The sequence below is a fragment of the Anaerotignum sp. genome (assembly GCF_017483025.1).
GTDB lineage: Bacteria > Bacillota > Clostridia > Lachnospirales > Anaerotignaceae > Anaerotignum_A.
The window spans coordinates 1-17,026 of record NZ_JAFUMA010000124.1; the positions used below are offsets into that span (position 1 = coordinate 1).

Consider the following 17,026-nt stretch of genomic DNA (forward strand, 5'->3'; position numbering starts at 1 on the left):
CGCTTCAAGATTTCCTATGCCAACTACACACGAACAGCCGGATTTTGCTCATTGCAAATTCCTTGTCTTTTGTAGCTTGCAGCCCACAAAATCCGCCTGTTCTGCTGCCGCCGAAAAGTGTCTGTCTGGCGTGGGCCAGCCCCTTTCCAGTGCATTTCTGCGAAATGCGGCGGTCGCAAAAGGTATAACACACTAGACTTTGCAAGCAAAATCGTGTGCCTACAGGGATGCTTCTCGCCCCTATTGGAAACCCAGAGCCGAGGGATTGCATCCCTCTGGACACCCACATATTTTCCTCGAAAATGGTACCCAAACTGTAAAAATGCAGTTTGACACCATTCCTCAGAAAATACAAAACCGCTGCAACTTCCATCCTTGCGAGGATGAAAATTACAGCGGTTTTATTATGGCTCAGACAAATCCACAACTCGTGTGGCAATTCTCTGAGCCAAATGCCGGTTATGGGTAACGGCAATAATACCCATGTTTTGCTTTTTGGCTTCTTCCAAAACAACATTCCAAATCTGTGCTTGCGTGATGACATCCAGCATAGTGCTGATCTCATCACAAATCAAATAATCAGCTCCGCTCAAAAGTGCTCTTGCCACGCAGAATCTTTGCAGTTCGCCGCCGGAAAGCTCTCTCGGAAAGCGATCCAGCCAAGCACGTTCGATCCCGAAAGCATCAAGCATATCTTCACGAAGCTGTCCGCTCTCCTCCAACACTCTTCGCAGACGCCAACGAGGATTGATTGCTTTTTCTGGATGCTGATAAATCAACTGTACCGGACAAACACCTTTTGAGGAAAGCGGGTTTCCGTCCAGCAATACCTCTCCCTGTGTTGGCTGCAAATATCCTGCCAGAAGCATGGCAAGCGTTGTTTTTCCGTAACCGCTGGGGGCAAACAGAGCAAGGCGCTCTCCCTTGCTGACAGTAAGACTTCTGTTTTCCAAAACCCACGGCATTTTTTTATCATAGCGAAAATAAATGTTTCTTGCTTCAAGTGACATGATAGCACCTCACTTCTCCACCGCGCACTTCTGTAACTGGCGGTATTCCTTCTTCGCACTTTGACGTCTTATAGGGGCAGCGAGGAGCAAACAAACAGCCCTTGGGAAGATTTCCCGCATACGGTTGGAAACCCTCGATGGAGTGAAATCCGTTTTGCGGCAACGCTCTCCACAGTGCCTTAGAATATGGATGACGCAGTGCATTCGGACCTTTTTTGAAATCAGAAGCAGGAGCTGTTTCCACAGTAGTACCGGCATAAAACACAGCAACCCGGTCGGCAAACTCAAAGGCAAGGTCAATATCATGGGTGATCAAAATAACTGCTTTCCCCTCATTCGCCATTTCCCGAAACATTTTAAGTGCTTCCAACGCCTGATTCAAACTCATGCCCGGTGTTGGCTCGTCAGCAATAATCAGTTCAGAATCGGTTATCAATGCTGTAGATACCAGCACACGTCTTGCCATACCGCCGGATAGTTGATAAGGATAAAGCTGCTCTGTTTTGTCCGGCAGACCAAAACGCTTGAACAAGCTGCGCCTTTTTTCGGTTGGATAAGGCTTCTTGTGTCCGTCTGCCTGTTGGCCGACTTTTAGCAGCGGGTCAAGATAGGCAACCGATTGAGGCACAAGTGCTATTTTAGTTCCACGAAGCTGTCTTTGTCGTTCGGCAGACAGTTGCTGCCCTTTGTAGCTAATATGACCGTAAACAGTGGCATTACCGGGAAGTATCCCCAGAATTGCTGACGCAAGGAGGCTTTTGCCGGAGCCGGAAGAACCGGCAATTGCTACGATCTCGCCGGGGTATACTGTCAGATGCAAATCTGAAATCACTTTCAGGTCTGTTTGCTCAAGTCCGTGATCATACATACGGAAAGAGACAGACAGATCATGTATTTCAAGTAGAGTTTCTTTTTTCTGTATCATGTACTGCCTCCTATTCCTGTGCGCTGTACGGATCTAAAATCGTGCGCAGATTGTCGCCCAACTTATCCACAAGAAGAACAATCAGTACCAATGTCAGACCGGGCAGCACAGCTTGCCACCACATTCCCGTGGAGATATAACGCATACTCTCAGACAGGATTATTCCGATAGCCGGCTGCTCCGGAGGCAGACCGAATCCAAGGAATGATATCGATGCTTCGTGAAGAACAGCATGAGGGAACAATAAAATCAAACCGACAAAAAACTGCGGCACAAGATGCGGTAATAAATGGTGAATCAAAATCCAACCGCTGGATTTTCCTAACTTTCGGGACACAGCAACATACTGTTGAGACCGCAGCTGCAAAACTTCTCCACGGATCAACCTCGCAAGACTGCACCAATGAGTAGAAGCAATTCCAACGAGAAGACCCTTCAATCCTCGTCCCAGCGCAAAAGAGATAAGAATAACCAAAATGGTATGTGGAACACCCATAACAAGGTCAATGCACCAGTTAATGAAGGCATCAAGCCGTTTTGAGCCTGTGGCTGCTGCAATACCAACGAAAACAGCAATCACAGCACTGATGACGGAAGCAGCAATGCCTACAGTGATACTGACGGACAATCCTTTCAGTGTCCGCATCAGCAGGTCTCGCCCCAATGCATCTGTTCCAAAAGGATGTTCCCACGAAGGCGCCTTTTTTGCATTGAGGAAACTGCCGGCAACTGCTTCCTCGGGAATGAATATCCCAAAAAGATAGATGGCAACAAAAACAATCGCCATGATGACAGTTAAAATCAAAACTTTGGTGCGGCGATTTATCTTTTTCATTCGCCCACCTCCCGAATCTGCGGGTCAATAATGCCGTAAAGCAGGTTGGCGATCATGTTACCCACACAAACAAACAATGCCGAAAACAGCGTGACACCCAAAAGCAATGGTACATCTGAATTAAGACCGGCTGCTGCAACCGCACTGCCAAGCCCAGGATAGCTGAACACATTTTCTGCCATAACCGAACCGCCAAACAACTCTGCAAAAGAAGCAAACTGCAAGGTCAATGCAGGAAGCAAGATATTCCGCAAACCGTGTCGGCACAGGATTGTCCATCTGCCTTCGCCTCGTGCTTTAGCAAACAATACATATTCGCTGTTCAATACATCCACCAGTTTTTGGCGGGTATGTAATGCGATATTGGCAAAGGACATCAGGCTTAATGTAAATGCCGGTAAAATCAGATGATGCAGCTTTTGCCAAATGGTGACATCTTTGCTGAGTACACCGATAGGACTGGAAAATCCAATAGGAAACCATCTGAATCCCACAGCAAAAATCAACAGAAATACAAGTCCCAACCAAAATGTCGGAACCGAACTCAAAATATAACATATCTTTTTCAGAATACGGTCCGGAAGCTTGTCCTTGTACATTCCCATGATACAGCCAAGACTGAAACCTATGATTGCTGACAAAATCCATGCACACAGCATCAATGCAAGAGAATTGACAAAGCGTTCCCCGATAATATCGGCAACCGGTCTGCGGTAAATTGCCGACTCTCCGAGATTGCCTTTAAGCAGCTCGGAAAGCCAGCTGAAATAGCGTTCGATCGGCGGTTCGTTTACGCCCCAATAATCTTCTATTTCAGCTCGCTGTTCCGGCGAAACTGCCGTTCCCAAGCCGAGAATATACTGCTGCACCGGATCTACCGGCGATGCACTGACCAACACAAAGGAAATGATGCTGACAGCCAATAACAGTGATATTATTTTTATACTGTATGTAAAGAAAATACGGATAACCCGTTTTAAGGTTCCGCTCATAAAAACACCTCACATTCTATCGGTTTTTATAAAGAAACGAGCCCCATTCCCTCATAAAAGCCGATAGAAAAATTTTAGAACAGCCTGCCACACCGTTTGTAATGCGGCAGGCTGTCCATTTGCTGATTCTAATTTATTTTTCCCAAGCCCAATCCTGCAGATTCTGAATCAGAGGCAGACCGTGACCATGACCGTGAATCGGCTGATCACCAATGGACAGACCGTCACGGACGTAGGTGACATGGTCAAGGTTGACGATCCATACCCAAGGGCATTCACCCTGCATAGCTGTGCCGGTAGTGCCGTCCCACTGAGCCTTCTGCCAGTTTTCATTCGCTTTTTCAACAGTGAGAGCTTCCATTGCAGCGTTCAAATAGCCGTCGGTCACCTCGTTCATGTAGCCTTCCGGATTATAGAAATCGTCCAGCAAAGCTCCCTCAGAGCGATACAGATAGTAGGTCTCATTCGGGATAGCAGAACCCCAACCCATCAGTACAGCTTCGGAGAACATGACATTCATGATTTCATCCCAGCCCATACCTTTGATGTTGACCTTGATACCGATCTCAAGCAACTGCTCAGCAGCAGCCATACCCACCGTCTGACGGACAGAGTCACCGGAAGGATATACGCAGTCAAACTCTGCTTTCAGGCCGTCTTTTTCAACGATTCCATCACCGTCAGTGTCTTTCCAACCTGCATCTGCAAGCAGTTTTTTGGCGTGCTCAACATCTGTTTCAATCTTAACTTCGGGGTTATTCCAAGGCATACCATCATTCTCGGAGTAAGCAGGACGACCAAAGCCGTTCAGAACAACATCAGCAATTAACTGACGGTCAATGGCATAAGCAATCGCCTGACGGATTTCAATGTTGCAGGTTACATCGTTGCCGATCGGAGCACCGCTCTCCGTAGTCTTACCTTCGGCAGGCAGAACAGGAAGTGTGAAACCACGGTTATCGGCAGAGGTAATTGCTTCTACATGATAACCTTCCACTTCCGTGGTGCCGAGAGTAGCAGTAGAGTAAGCAACATCAACCTGTCCGGCCTGTACAGCAGCCAGAGCAGCATCTTCGGACATAAAGACTACAGTTACATTCTTGATCGCAGGAACGCCGTCATAGTAATCTTCGTTGGCAGTGAAAATGATCTGTTCCTGTGCTTTCCACTCGACAAACTTGTAAGGGCCGGAACCGATCGGATTCATTCCGTAATCATCGCCGTAGGCATGCTCGGGAACGATACCCACAGAAGCAAGCGTGTTGAGGAAGATAGATGTGGGCTTGGACAGGGTGATCACAACTGTTTTGTCATCCTGAGCCACTGCACTTTCCATATATGTAAGGTCAACGGCACCTTGTGCAGCCTTTGCAGTCTCAAGCGTGAATGCAACATCGGAAGCGGTCAGCTTCTCGCCATCGGTGAATTTGACATCATCACGAATGGTAAAGGTCCAGGTCAATCCGTCAGGGGAAAGCTCATATCCGGTTGCCAGATCGTTTTCGAAAGACAGGTCGGAAGTATATCTGACCAATGTACTCTGCACGATCGGTGCGTTTCCGTGTCCCCATCCCTGTGTGGGGTCAAGGGTCTCCGGCTCAGATCCGATAGCGATCACTACGCTATCTTTGGTTTCTGCGGCTTCATTGCCGCAGGCTGCAAGGCTAAAGCACATAAGAACTGCCAGAAGCATTGCAATTAATTTTCTTGTGGTTTTCATGGGAATACTCCTTTCATTTTCAGGCAGTATCCACTATAATATAAGTGTCCGCCTGTTTTTGTTGTGATTTCGGGTGCGACAGCCCCGGTTTGGTGCCAGCCAGCCGGGGCATTTTTGCTTGTATATCGTCAGTTCTCGCCAATATCAGAAAGAATATCTGCAATTGAAATATCTTTGTTACGGGCAATATCAGCAAGATCCTCATACTCATATTTTTCTCGACGTACGCCATACCCACTGGATATCTTTTTTCTTACCGTGCCATGACTTGTCTCGACCGATTCAATGCTGCGTTTTAATGTGTAGCGATAGCTAATCTGTTCCCGTATACCGATGGTTGTGGTGTGCTTGAAAATAAGACGGATCATCTTGTCCTTATCGTCCACACGGCACATCGTACAAAGCAAGGTTCCCGGTCTTGATTTTTTCATGCCGACAGGAACGGTATAGACTTCCAAAGCCCCGGCAGAAAATAGTGCTTCCATTGCAAAGCTGATAGCTTCTGCTGTCATATCGTCAACATTGCAGGAAAGCTCAGCTATCGTATCTCCAGTGTCAGCAGTTTCACCGAGAAGAACACGGACACAGTTGGCGGCTTCAAAATCTTTTTTACCCATACCGTAGCCGATGGCCTTAGTGGTCATAACCGGCATATCGCCGAAGCGAGCCGCAAAGTGCTTGAGCAGGGCGGCGCCTGTTGGGGTACAAAGTTCTCCGCGGATATGTCCTCCGTAAATCGGTACATCACGCAGGATGTGTGCAGTTGCCGGAGCAGGCACGGGCAGAATACCGTGAGCGCATTTGACCTGTCCACTGCCTACATGAACAGGAGAAACCACTACCTGGTCAGGTGCGATCTTATTCATCAGCATACAGACTGCCGTAATATCCGCAATAGCATCCATCGTCCCAACTTCATGGAAATGTACTTCTGTGACAGGCTTGCCATGCGCCTTGCTTTCAGCCTCGGCTATCAGCATGTAGACGGCCATAATATCATCCTGCACCTTTTGAGGAAGATTCAGATGACCTCTGACGATATGCTCAATGTCATGAAGCCCACTATGATGGTGATGCCCATGGTCATGACTGTGCTCATGGTCGTGATGGTGGTGTTCGTGGTCATGACTGTGTTCATGGTCGTGGTGGTAATGTTCATGCTCATGGTCACCGCCGTGTTCATGGTCGTGGTGGTGGTGTTCATGCTCATGGTGATGGTGTTCATACTCATGGTCATGACTGTGCTCATGCTCGTGGTGGTGATGAACATCCATGCTTTCTTCTTCCTCACCGTGAACAGTCACAGAAATGTGCGTTCCGGTAATACCGCATTTCACCGATGTCTCTTTCTTCACATGAACACCCGGAATGCCAAGAGCGTTAAGTTCTTCGATAAAAGCTTCCTGATCGGGGATTAACTCAAGGAGAGCTGCGGTAAGCATATCACCGGCTGCACCCATTGAACAATCAAGGTATAAGGTTTTCATTGTCATCCTCCGTTATTTCTTTGATATATGATTGATCATACTGGCCAGATAGCCTGCACCAAAGCCGTTGTCGATATTGACAACAGAAACACCGCTGGCACAGGAATTAAGCATCGACAATAGAGCTGATAAGCCGTTGAACGATGCACCATATCCTACACTGGTAGGAACTGCAATGACCGGGCAATCTGCCAATCCGCCGATAACACTCGCTAAAGCGCCCTCCATACCGGCGATGGCAACGATAACCCTGGCACTCATGATCTCATCCAGATGAGCCAGTGTACGATGCAATCCGGCAACGCCCACATCGTACAGCCGCACCACTTCATTGCCGTGGACTTCCGCAGTCAGGGCAGCTTCCTCTGCAACCGGAATATCGCTTGTCCCTCCGGTAGCGACAATAATTTTGCCAATACCGCTTGGCGCAGGTATCTCACCGATAACGCCGCAGCGGGCATCCTGATGATATTGCAACGGATGCGCCGCACTGACGATTCCCGCTGCTTCCGCAGACAAGCGGGTGATCAATATGGTTTTCTGCCCGTTTTTCAGCATTGCATCTGCAATACCGATGATCTGTTCCGGCGTTTTGCCCGCACCGTAAATAACTTCTGCAGCGCCTTGCCGCAGTTTTCGATGCATATCCACTTTGGCATAGCCAATGTCCTCAAAGGGCTTCATTTTCAATTTCAGCAGTGCTTCATCAATAGAAACAGTGCCGTCACTGACACCCTCCAGTATGTTTCTGATATCGCTCATCATCTCACCTCCAAATCGAGAGAAATCGACTTGTAATACGGTTTCAGCTTGTCAAGAATATCCGTTCGATGGGAAAGTACCGTCTGAATCTGCTTTTCCGGCACCTGCAACCGTGCATGACCGTTTTGGGAACGCACCCGAAAATCCGTAAGTCCAAGGGAGAACAGGTAGTCCTCCGCAAGCTCGGTGGTTTGCAATTTATCGATTGTGATTTCCTCGCCTGTTGGGATTCTTGTAGCAAGACAGGCATAAGCCGGTTTGTCCCATGTAAATAACCCGGCTTCCTTGGAAAGTTCACGGATCTGCGCTTTTGTCAGCCCGCACTCACGCAAAGGAGACCGGACGGACATTTCTTGCAACACTCGCATACCGGGACGATCACCTGCATCGTCCGAAGCGTTTGAGCCGTCTAATATGAGGGAAAAACCATCCTCTGCGGCTGCTTTAACTATGGCAGAGAATATCTGCTTTTTGCAGTAGTAGCATCGGTCAGAAGGGTTTGCACGGACATTTTGATCGCATAAAACCTGCAAAGGTAGAATCTGCATATCTGCGCCAAGTTCTTCTGCCAGCCGTAAGGCGTCTCTCTTTTCAAACTCCGGTTGAAACTCCGATGCTACGTAGTAAGCCTTAACTTCTGCACCGAACGTCTTGGCAGCATACAATAGATAGGCAGAGTCCACGCCTCCGGAAAAAGCAATGGCTGCTTTGTGATTGTTTTTGAAAAAATCTTCAAGCTTCATACAAAACCTCAAAAAATAAAAGGTATATGAGCCACCCATTCTGGGAGGTCATATACCTTCGTAGTATACATTGAGAAATATAGTTTTCTGAATTATTGAAACCCGATTCTTCAGAACCGTTTAGCCAACTCGTGTTGGCCTCAAAACCAGATATTTAATTATAACATATTCTGCGTTGAAAGTCAATCAGCGCAATCAAGACAGTTTTGAATTTCAGTTATAACTGCCTCAATCAGTTTGCTGGTATTCAAGTCTTCAACGCCGACAATAATATTATTACAATGATTAATTGGAATTAAAATGCGTTTTGCATTGCTTTGACCAACAGCAGTTGCCATTTTAGGGGTAATTTCACCGAGCAAGGAATCCGCAATGGCAATGCCGACCGGTCCGACAATAATATCTGCTGATCGACATCCCACCACAACAGCGTTTTCACCTGTTGCTGCATGATCTGCTCCGGCTTTCAGCATTGAAGATGTTGCAAGACTATTTGCGCCAATAGCTGTAATGACCAACTCAGGAAGTCGTTTTTTTACAGCGGCAACAACTTGTTTTCCGATACCGCCGCCTTGTGCATCAATGACTAATATATTCATGGCTACCTCATTTTGAAAATCTTTTTATCATTATAGCAAAAAAATGTGAATTCTTCTACCTATAAATCCCGTTTGCTCTGTATAAAAGCATGAAACAAGGCAGACGGGATTGAGTTAATCAAGCGGTTTATATTCTGTGACAGTTTTCAGATATGTCTCCGGATCACCGTTCAGTATCAGCTCCGCATACGCCATCGGATCGTTGTAAATCAGATAATCCAGTTCTGACCGCTGATACATATTGTCGGCAACCTCGTTCTCCACGGTGATAGTATCAATGGCAATCATGCTGCCATCGGTAAATTTCAGCTCAACGCAAGCAGTATCTATGTTAAACTCACAAGAAATCAAATGCGTCATATCCGCCCTCCTTAAATCATGCCGAAGTGCTGGAGTGCCTCCTTGATTGCTTTTTCTTTATCCGGCGGGCATTGGGGCTGTTTAGCGTCCTCAGACTTCGGCTTGTTGTAATTCTCTCGCTCAATGATACCGCACTGCTGCTTTACCTGTGCGATATACAAGCTGCTGACTCTCAAGCCGCTGTGCTCCAGCACATAATCCTTGATTTCTTGATAGGTAGCTTTCTTCTCCGCATCGGTCAGATCCAGCTCGTCCATATCCAAGTTTATCTCGATATGTTGCTTTGCATTAAGTTTGGACAATAAACATACCGTCTCCACATGGACGGTTCTGGGGAACATGTCCATCAGTTTCACCTTTTCCACGCGATAGCCTTCCTGTTGGAAGATCTCCAGGTCTCTCGCCAGAGAAGTAGGCTTGCAGGAAACATATACGATCTCAGGAGCGCCAAAATCGATGATCTTACCGATGGCTTTGGGATGGATACCATCTCTAGGGGGGTCTACGATGATGAGGTCGGGCTTGTCCTCCAGTTCATCCACCATTTTCAGCACATCCCCTGCAATAAATGTGCAGTTTTCCAGACCATTGCGTTTTGCGTTTTCGTTGGCAGCCACAACCGCTTCTTCGATCAGCTCGATGCCGACCACCTTCTTGGAGCCTGCTTCCGCCATGATCTGACCGATGGTGCCTGTGCCACAGTAAAGGTCAAATACCATCTTGTTTTCCACATCGCCTGCAAATTCCTTTACGATGGAATAGAGCTTTTCAGCCCCTGCGGAATTTGTCTGGAAGAAGGAATATACAGAAACCTTAAATTCCAGATCGAAAAGTTTTTCCATGAAAAAGTCTCTGCCGTAGAGCAGGTGCATTTCATCGCTTTTTACTACGTCCGCCAGACCATCATTCACAGAGTGCAGGATGCCGCCGATCTTGCCTTCCAGTTGCAGCGCCAGCAGCATATCTTTGAACTCTTCCACAGAGAAATTCACTTCGGAAGAAGTCACCAAATTCACAAGGATCTCGCCCGTTGCTGCGCCTTTTCTGACTACCAGATGGCGCAGACAGCCATCGTGGCGGGCTTTATGATAGAAGGGTACGTTTCTTTCCTGGAAGAAAGCCAGTGTCCCTTCGATGACCTTCAAATAATCCTGATCGATGATATTACAATCTTTCAGGGTAACAACTTCGTAATAGCTCATGCGTTTACGCATACCCAGCGCCAGCGCGCCGTCTTTTTCTTCATCCCCAAAAGAAAATTCGCACTTATTGCGATAGCCTGTTTCAGAGGGAGCAGGCACGATACCTTCCCAGCTGTCGATATTGATGTTTGCGTTTTCCAGCAGGCGTTTTACCTGTCTTTCTTTCAGCTTCAGTTCTTCTTCGTGGCGCATGGTCTGATAGGTACAGCCGCCGCAAAGTTCATAATGGGAGCACATGCCTTCTGTCCGTTCCAAAGGGGATCGTTCGATGACCTCCTGCAGGCGGGCTTCCACCAGATTCGGTTTCTTTTTGAATACCTGGGCCTGTACCTTCTGCCCGGGTACAGCATTTTTTACAATGACCTTTTCCCCTTCGCATTCACCGTAGGCCTTATTGGGAAAATTCACATCCTGGATCTCCAGGGTGATGATATCTTTTTTCTTCATGGTTGCCTCCAAACTATATTTGAATTTTATTTGTATTCCGATTTCTTATATGGTATAATCAGTCCTGTATGTGATTTCCACATCCGCAATCATAAATCAATTCATAATTTCGAACAGGAGTGTATACAGGAATGTCTGAAAAATTAGAAGTAGGCAGTATCGTAGAAGGTAAAGTTGTCCGCGTGAAACCCTTTGGTGCCATCGTTTCCCTTGGCAATGTACAGGGTCTGGTGCATATCTCTCAGGTAGCCAACAGCTTCGTTCAGGATATCAATGATCATGTAAAGGTTGGCGATATGGTAAAGGTAAAAATCCTTTCCATCGATGAAGAAAATCATAAAATCGCTCTTTCCATCAGAGATGCTCTGCCGAAAGAAGAACGTCGCCCCAAAAATGACAAACCCTTCAATAAACCCCGCAGACAGCATAGCGAACAGGGTTCCAGCAATCCCGCTCAGGAATATTTCCGTCCCCAGTCCTCCGTCAATGCTTCTTCCGATTTCGAAGAAAAGATGAAGGAATGGATGAAACAGGCGAACGACCGCCAGACCAGCCTGAATAAGAGAGCCAACAAACGCTCTTACTGATTCCTGCCACACAATTATTTATTTTATCATGAAATAGGCTTGGGTGCAAGGTTTTGCCCCGCCCGAAAGGAGGAAAGAACGTCATGAGTCTGCTGTTTCTCGCAGGTATTTATTTCTATGCCAGAGGCGTTTTTGCCCTCTTTGGTCAAACAACTTTTTATACCAAACGGAATCTGGAAAACATCACAGAGGAAATGCTCCCCGCTTACCTGAAAGAAATCGGTCGAATGCATATGGTAGTCGGCACTGTTTTCGTGGGGAAAGCCCTGTTAGACGTGCCCTTTCCCGGCAGCCGTCCCATCCTGTATGGCTGGTTATTGCTGCTTTTGGTATGCGTATATTTCTTAAACAAAATCGATACAAAATATAAAAACCAATAAAAATGGAGCATATGGATCATCGGTCCATATGCTCTTTTTGCATCTATCCAAAAACGCTAAAAAGAATGGAGGTATCTCTATGCAAAAAACATTCAAAAAAATATTTGCTGCTCTTCTGACCTTCTCTTTGCTGTTTACCGCTTCCTGCGGCAGCGCAGTAAAGATCGAAGAAGAACAGGCACTGACCACCACCGTGGCAGAGATCGAAAAATACGGCAATCTCGTCCTTTCCATTTCCGGCACGGAATTTATGGCCGAAGGCTATACCTACGGTGACATCATCACCGCCGAAATCAATGACAAATCCTACGACATGCCCGTGGGCTCCAGCTATTCCGATGTAGACGACGGCGACCCCATCTGCCGCATCAAGATCGATGAAGCAGAAGAAGCCGATCATGTCATCCTCGCCTTTAATATGGGCGACCTGGCTACAGACACAGGCATTGCCACAAAAACAGAAATCGAAGAAGAGCCCGGCTTTCGCTGGGATTACAATGAAGGCGTGGAAGAGCCTGCAGAAATCACCATTTCCATGAAATCCCAGGGCGGCTATTATGAAGAATATGTCATGCATCATCTGGAACGCAGCAATGAAAGAGCCGACTATCCTCACCTGAGCGATGCAGAATTTGCCAACTTCCGCCCCATCACCACCACAGGCATGGGCGAAGGGAAGCTCTACCGTTCCTCTTCCCCTGTGAACCCCAAAATCGGCAGAAACAGCTACGCTGACGCGGAAGTAAGAGCCGCAGGCATCAAAACCATCATCAATCTGGCAGACACTGCCGAAGGCATGAAGGCCTACGAGGGCTGGGCAGATACCTATTACTCCACCTGCAATGTGATCGGTCTGAATCTGGGCATCGACCCCGATTCCGATGATTTCCGCCAGGGCTTTGCGGAAGGCATGCGTTTCCTTGCCGCTCAGAAGGAAGGTCCTTATCTGGTACACTGCACCGAAGGCAAAGACCGCGCAGGCTTCACCAGCGCCCTGCTGGAATGTCTGATGGGCGCTTCCGCCGAAGAAGTGGTTGCTGATTATATGACCACCTACTACAACTATTACGGCGTAGAAGCAGGCACCACCCAGTATGATGTCATTGCTTCCAGCAATATCGAAAAAACACTGGCGACCGCCTTCGAAATCGAGGATATCCACGCAGAAAGCATCGACCTTTCTGTCGAAGCCACAGAATATATGACAGACCGCCTGGGTCTGACAGCGGATGAAGTGGCAGCCATCAAAGCAAATCTTTCCTGAGCAAACAAAAAACCCTCTCCGATTGGAGAGGGTAATTTTTTGCTTTTAAAATCAGCCGTTGATGATCTTTGTCAGTGTTACGGGATCAACATATTTGCCGTCTTTGTAAACACGCATGTTGCCGGATGCGATTTCGTCGATCAGGATAACTTCATCATTGTTGAAACCGAATTCATATTTGATATCGTACAGTTCCAGACCCAGTTTTGCCAGTTCAGCAGCAACGATCTTTGTGATCGCCAGTGTCTGTTCTTTCATGCTGTCATACATTTCAGCGCTCATGATGCCCAGAACTACCAGACCGTCTTTTGTTACCAGGGGATCGCCCAGTGCGTCATTTTTGAATGTTGTTTCAACATAGCCGCCTTCGATGGGTGTGCCATCTTCGATATACTGGCCATAACGACGGATGAAGCTGCCTGTTGCTTTCAGTCTGCAGATAACTTCCAGGCCTTTGCCGAATACTGTTGCAGGCAGAACTTCCATTGTAGCATTATCTAAATCAGCGGAAACATAATGTGTTTTGATACCAGCTTCTTTCAGGATCTCGAAGAATTTGATGGATGTTTCCAGGTTTGCTTTACCGATGCCTTCGATTGTCAGGCCAACAGAGTTTTCACCGGGATCGAATACGCCGTCTTTACCTGTGCAGTCGTCTTTAAATTTCAGCAGCACATTGCCGTTTTCCAGTTTATAAACGTCTTTTGTCTTGCCCTGATAGATTTTTTCCATTTTGTTTCCGTCCTTTCATATTCTAAAAAAACACGATTTTTAGAGGGCTCATTTGCCCTAACATATTTACTGTACTGCAAAATTTCTCTATGTTCAAGCTTTTTTTAACCCTGAAGAAAAATCTTGTCAAATTCAGCAGATGATGGGTTTTCAGAAAAAAAAATTTTACAAACTGAAATTTTAAAAACGTCATTTATGCCAAAAAAACCATCAAATGAGGGCCTTTTTTTGTCGAATTCCAACTATATTATTTTTTCAATTTTTGCCATAAAAAAGGCTTATTACAGGCTCTTTGCGTCGCCCCAGACATGGTCCAGACCATAGAAATCTCTTTCTTCTCTGTTGAAGAGATGGATCAGCAGATTGCCGAAATCCAGCAAAATCCATGTGCCGCCGCTGTAGCCTTCGCTATGGTGCAGTTTAATGCCTTCCTTAAACAGCTTCTGTTCCACTTCATCAGCCATGGCGCGCAGCTGGTTCACGTTTTTACCGCTGGCGATGACGAAACAATCGGCGATATTGGACAGACCTCTCAGATCCAGCACTTTGATATCTTCACCCAGTTTATCTTCCAAAGCAGCCTGCGCCACTTTTGCAGCTTCCAATGCGTTCATTCTTTTTCCTCCTTCTCAACGATTTTTATAATATTCCAGCGCTTCCAGAGACAGGGGATGCAGCAGTCTGCCCCTTGCCTTCACGTAAGAGATGGTGTTTTCCAGGATATATTCCATTGCCTGATCCAGATCCAGATAAGCCAGACGTCTTGCTTCATCCAGCCCCGCAAATTTTTCGCGGTTGGGCTCGATATAATCGGCAATGAATACGATTTTTTCCAGCAGGGACATGCCCGCACGCCCTGTGGTATGGAAACGGATGGCATTCAGGATATCTTCATCCATCACCTGATATTCCCTCTTGGCAACCTCCGCGCCCAGGAAAGGATGGATCAGATCCGTCTGCTTCTGCATAATCTCGTCCGTTTTCACTTTATATTCCTTACAGAAACGCAGTCGCATGTTTTCGGGATAATCCTTGGCACAATCATGCAGCAGGCCGGCAACTCTTGCCTTCTGCTGATCTGCAGATGTACCATAAATTTCCGCCAGCTTCACCGCTTCATCCGCCACGCCCATGGTATGGATATAGCGTTTTACGGAAATGGCAGACTGCAGTTTTTCCTGCATTGTTTCAATAGGCAGCATAAATTTCACCTCATCTTTTGCATCATCCTGATACAGCCCAAATTTATGGATATAATCCTCTACCTCCTGGGGAAGCAGATACTTGATGGGCTCGCCCTTCCGGGCTCTTTCGCGGATATCGGAGGAAGAGATAGCCAAAGCAGGCACTTCCATATAGTGGATACGTGTGGAAAATTTTTCTCTGATCTCACCGATATCTTCAAACAATTTATTTCTATCGTAACCGGGTCTTGTTACCGCCACGAAGTCGCACAGGCTCAGCAGACGTTCCGGTTCTTTCCAGGTCATGATCTGATGGATGGCATCGGCACCAGTGATGAAATACAGGCGCACATCGGGTCTGCACATTTTTTTCAGGGCTTCGATGGTATCAATGGTATAAGTCACGCCGGGGCGGTCGATCTCGATACGGGAAACTTCAAAATTCTCATTTCTCATAGTCGCCAGCACCGTCATCAGGTAACGATGTTCGTTATGGGTCACCTTTTTATTGGTCTTATGGGCAGGCTGGCCTGCGGGCATAAAGATCACGCGTTCAACCTTGAATCTGTGCCGCACCGCTTCCGCTGTCACCAGGTGGCCATTATGGATCGGGTCAAAGGTGCCGCCCATGATGGCGATACTTTTGCAATCCTTAAAATTTGCGATTTCATTTCTCATTTTCGTTCCTTCTTTCCCAATTGCCTAATTTCGGCAGGGTATACTCTTCAACGGTTTTTCTTGCCGCCTGTATCAGCAGCTTCAAAGAATCCCCAATGAGCTTCTTCGTTTCCACATCCTCATCGCCCCAGGCCCGCAATGCCTGCAAAGCGCCTTTCGGAGAGATCTGTATTTCCCCAAATTCATCCATGGGCAGGATGGAAATGCCCTCATAAACGGTATCCACAAATTTTTCCCGCTGTTCCTCTGGCAGGCCGTTCAGCCATGCTTTCACCGTTTTATCCAGCAGACGGCTTTCTTCCGAAAGTGCCTCCAGCCGCACAAAATCCTTCCCGATGATCTTCCAGGAATAAGGATCATGCTGCATGATACCCTTCTGGCTGCTTTGGATGACGGTATATTCTTCCTCATGCTCCAGCAGCATACCGATGACAGAAGACCGGGGCACAAAGGTCTGCACGCGGGGCAAAATGGCACGATATCCTTCCCTTTGCAGCATCCCTTCCCGAAAACCAGGGCCATCATGGTTATAGACTGCCACGATGCGTTCCTGCACATCCTTCGGGCACATCGCCGCCGCAAAAACCGCCAGATTGCCACCCTTGGAATGGCCGCCTACCCGCAGCTTTCCGCCGAAATGCTCCGCCGCCTGGCAAAGATAGATGCCAGCATCCTGCTGGGCAGGAACCGTATCCATAAAGCTCATGTTAAAATCCTCTTTCCAACCCACGGAAGAGGAATCTGTTCCGCGATAGGCCACGAAAGCCATATCGTCCCCTGTCTGAATCGTCAGAGCAGAAAACTGCTTCTCTGCCGCAAAATCCAGCCTGTTCACATAGCCGCATAATTCCATTTTGGAAAAGCGCTCGCTTTCCGCCAGATAAGCCAGCAGCTCCAGATCCTGCTCCACTCTGGATCTCCAGGCTGTCTGGGGGCGGGCAAAATATAATTCCGATGCCTGGGCAATGGTAATGGTCTCTTCCCTGCTTTCCGGCACGATACCATCAAAAAATACATATGCCAATGTGGATAAAATCAAAGAATCCACATCCTGAAAGGGAGACTGAGACAATGTCAGGTCTCCCCGCCAAGTCAGATAGTCAAACATATTTGCCATAG

Annotated in this window: 18 protein-coding genes; 3 read left to right on the plus strand and 15 right to left on the minus strand. The window is 47.3% G+C overall.

Annotation, left to right across the window (positions count from 1 at the left end; all coding sequences use genetic code 11):
• Positions 1-404 precede the first annotated feature (404 nt).
• The 11 genes from IJ369_RS10395 to rlmD all read right to left on the minus strand — a co-directional run bounded on the left by IJ369_RS10395 (position 405) and on the right by rlmD (position 11,082).
• Positions 405-1,010: an ABC transporter ATP-binding protein gene (locus tag IJ369_RS10395; protein WP_290718787.1), complete on the minus strand. Its 606-nt coding sequence runs from the start codon at positions 1,008-1,010 to the stop codon at positions 405-407.
• On the minus strand, positions 1,000-1,935 hold the full coding sequence (locus IJ369_RS10400; RefSeq protein WP_290718789.1) for an ABC transporter ATP-binding protein: 936 nt from the start codon (positions 1,933-1,935) through the stop codon (positions 1,000-1,002). Before IJ369_RS10400 ends, IJ369_RS10395 begins: the two co-directional genes overlap by 11 nt.
• Before the next feature lie 10 nt (positions 1,936-1,945).
• Positions 1,946-2,770, minus strand: coding sequence for an ABC transporter permease (locus IJ369_RS10405; RefSeq protein WP_290718791.1), 825 nt, complete (start codon positions 2,768-2,770; stop codon positions 1,946-1,948).
• Entirely contained in the window at positions 2,767-3,762 is a 996-nt protein-coding gene (locus IJ369_RS10410; RefSeq protein WP_290718793.1) for an ABC transporter permease, read from the minus strand. Before IJ369_RS10410 ends, IJ369_RS10405 begins: the two co-directional genes overlap by 4 nt.
• 133 nt (positions 3,763-3,895) lie before the next feature.
• Positions 3,896-5,308: an ABC transporter substrate-binding protein gene (locus IJ369_RS10415; protein WP_290718795.1), complete on the minus strand. Its 1,413-nt coding sequence runs from the start codon at positions 5,306-5,308 to the stop codon at positions 3,896-3,898.
• Between the two features lie 302 nt (positions 5,309-5,610).
• Complete coding sequence (gene larC, locus IJ369_RS10420) at positions 5,611-6,975, minus strand: nickel pincer cofactor biosynthesis protein LarC (RefSeq protein WP_330613001.1); 1,365 nt, start codon at positions 6,973-6,975, stop codon at positions 5,611-5,613.
• Between the two features lie 6 nt (positions 6,976-6,981).
• Entirely contained in the window at positions 6,982-7,731 is a 750-nt protein-coding gene (larB, locus tag IJ369_RS10425) for a nickel pincer cofactor biosynthesis protein LarB (protein ID WP_330613002.1), read from the minus strand.
• Entirely contained in the window at positions 7,731-8,474 is a 744-nt protein-coding gene (gene larE / locus IJ369_RS10430) for an ATP-dependent sacrificial sulfur transferase LarE (protein ID WP_290718801.1), read from the minus strand. The genes larB and larE overlap by 1 nt, the downstream gene beginning before the upstream one ends.
• A 182-nt stretch (positions 8,475-8,656) precedes the next feature.
• Positions 8,657-9,073 carry a DUF3842 family protein gene (locus IJ369_RS10435; protein ID WP_290718803.1) on the minus strand — a complete coding sequence of 139 codons (417 nt, stop codon included), beginning with the start codon at positions 9,071-9,073 and terminating at the stop codon, positions 8,657-8,659.
• Between the two features lie 114 nt (positions 9,074-9,187).
• Positions 9,188-9,433: a DUF6061 family protein gene (locus IJ369_RS10440; RefSeq protein WP_290718805.1), complete on the minus strand. Its 246-nt coding sequence runs from the start codon at positions 9,431-9,433 to the stop codon at positions 9,188-9,190.
• A gap of 11 nt (positions 9,434-9,444) precedes the next feature.
• Positions 9,445-11,082, minus strand: coding sequence for a 23S rRNA (uracil(1939)-C(5))-methyltransferase RlmD (gene rlmD, locus IJ369_RS10445; protein WP_290718807.1), 1,638 nt, complete (start codon positions 11,080-11,082; stop codon positions 9,445-9,447).
• Positions 11,083-11,213: 131 nt separating this feature from the next.
• On the opposite strand from rlmD, the gene IJ369_RS10450 reads away from it, so the two are divergent.
• From IJ369_RS10450 to IJ369_RS10460, 3 genes are all read left to right on the plus strand, one after another.
• Complete coding sequence (locus tag IJ369_RS10450; protein WP_290718809.1) at positions 11,214-11,669, plus strand: S1 RNA-binding domain-containing protein; 456 nt, start codon at positions 11,214-11,216, stop codon at positions 11,667-11,669.
• Between the two features lie 83 nt (positions 11,670-11,752).
• Complete coding sequence (locus IJ369_RS10455) at positions 11,753-12,049, plus strand: hypothetical protein (RefSeq protein ID WP_290718811.1); 297 nt, start codon at positions 11,753-11,755, stop codon at positions 12,047-12,049.
• Between the two features lie 79 nt (positions 12,050-12,128).
• On the plus strand, positions 12,129-13,313 hold the full coding sequence (locus tag IJ369_RS10460) for a tyrosine-protein phosphatase (RefSeq protein ID WP_290718813.1): 1,185 nt from the start codon (positions 12,129-12,131) through the stop codon (positions 13,311-13,313).
• 51 nt (positions 13,314-13,364) lie between these two features.
• Here IJ369_RS10460 and IJ369_RS10465 read toward each other — a convergent pair whose 3' ends face one another.
• The 4 genes from IJ369_RS10465 to IJ369_RS10480 all read right to left on the minus strand — a co-directional run bounded on the left by IJ369_RS10465 (position 13,365) and on the right by IJ369_RS10480 (position 17,024).
• Complete coding sequence (locus IJ369_RS10465) at positions 13,365-14,045, minus strand: phosphoribosylaminoimidazolesuccinocarboxamide synthase (RefSeq protein ID WP_290718815.1); 681 nt, start codon at positions 14,043-14,045, stop codon at positions 13,365-13,367.
• A 281-nt stretch (positions 14,046-14,326) separates the two neighbouring features.
• Positions 14,327-14,659, minus strand: coding sequence for a ribosome silencing factor (gene rsfS, locus IJ369_RS10470; RefSeq protein WP_290718817.1), 333 nt, complete (start codon positions 14,657-14,659; stop codon positions 14,327-14,329).
• Positions 14,660-14,674: 15 nt separating this feature from the next.
• Positions 14,675-15,907, minus strand: a complete 1,233-nt coding sequence (nadD, locus tag IJ369_RS10475) for a nicotinate-nucleotide adenylyltransferase (RefSeq protein WP_290718819.1) — start codon at positions 15,905-15,907, stop codon at positions 14,675-14,677.
• On the minus strand, positions 15,897-17,024 hold the full coding sequence (locus IJ369_RS10480) for a DUF2974 domain-containing protein (RefSeq protein ID WP_290718821.1): 1,128 nt from the start codon (positions 17,022-17,024) through the stop codon (positions 15,897-15,899). The genes nadD and IJ369_RS10480 overlap by 11 nt, the downstream gene beginning before the upstream one ends.
• Positions 17,025-17,026 lie beyond the last annotated feature (2 nt).

What these genes read in the sequence shown, in the direction of transcription:
- IJ369_RS10395 (WP_290718787.1), bottom strand. Translation starts at nt 1,010, where the DNA reads ATGTCACTTGAAGCAAGAAACATTTATTTTCGCTATGATAAAAAAATG.
- IJ369_RS10400 (WP_290718789.1), bottom strand. Translation starts at nt 1,935, where the DNA reads ATGATACAGAAAAAAGAAACTCTACTTGAAATACATGATCTGTCTGTC.
- IJ369_RS10405 (WP_290718791.1), bottom strand. Translation starts at nt 2,770, where the DNA reads ATGAAAAAGATAAATCGCCGCACCAAAGTTTTGATTTTAACTGTCATC.
- IJ369_RS10410 (WP_290718793.1), bottom strand. Translation starts at nt 3,762, where the DNA reads ATGAGCGGAACCTTAAAACGGGTTATCCGTATTTTCTTTACATACAGT.
- larC (WP_330613001.1), bottom strand. Translation starts at nt 6,975, where the DNA reads ATGACAATGAAAACCTTATACCTTGATTGTTCAATGGGTGCAGCCGGT.
- larB (WP_330613002.1), bottom strand. Translation starts at nt 7,731, where the DNA reads ATGAGCGATATCAGAAACATACTGGAGGGTGTCAGTGACGGCACTGTT.
- larE (WP_290718801.1), bottom strand. Translation starts at nt 8,474, where the DNA reads ATGAAGCTTGAAGATTTTTTCAAAAACAATCACAAAGCAGCCATTGCT.
- IJ369_RS10435 (WP_290718803.1), bottom strand. Translation starts at nt 9,073, where the DNA reads ATGAATATATTAGTCATTGATGCACAAGGCGGCGGTATCGGAAAACAA.
- IJ369_RS10440 (WP_290718805.1), bottom strand. Translation starts at nt 9,433, where the DNA reads ATGACGCATTTGATTTCTTGTGAGTTTAACATAGATACTGCTTGCGTT.
- rlmD (WP_290718807.1), bottom strand. Translation starts at nt 11,082, where the DNA reads ATGAAGAAAAAAGATATCATCACCCTGGAGATCCAGGATGTGAATTTT.
- IJ369_RS10450 (WP_290718809.1), top strand. Translation starts at nt 11,214, where the DNA reads ATGTCTGAAAAATTAGAAGTAGGCAGTATCGTAGAAGGTAAAGTTGTC.
- IJ369_RS10455 (WP_290718811.1), top strand. Translation starts at nt 11,753, where the DNA reads ATGAGTCTGCTGTTTCTCGCAGGTATTTATTTCTATGCCAGAGGCGTT.
- IJ369_RS10460 (WP_290718813.1), top strand. Translation starts at nt 12,129, where the DNA reads ATGCAAAAAACATTCAAAAAAATATTTGCTGCTCTTCTGACCTTCTCT.
- IJ369_RS10465 (WP_290718815.1), bottom strand. Translation starts at nt 14,045, where the DNA reads ATGGAAAAAATCTATCAGGGCAAGACAAAAGACGTTTATAAACTGGAA.
- rsfS (WP_290718817.1), bottom strand. Translation starts at nt 14,659, where the DNA reads ATGAACGCATTGGAAGCTGCAAAAGTGGCGCAGGCTGCTTTGGAAGAT.
- nadD (WP_290718819.1), bottom strand. Translation starts at nt 15,907, where the DNA reads ATGAGAAATGAAATCGCAAATTTTAAGGATTGCAAAAGTATCGCCATC.
- IJ369_RS10480 (WP_290718821.1), bottom strand. Translation starts at nt 17,024, where the DNA reads ATGGCAAATATGTTTGACTATCTGACTTGGCGGGGAGACCTGACATTG.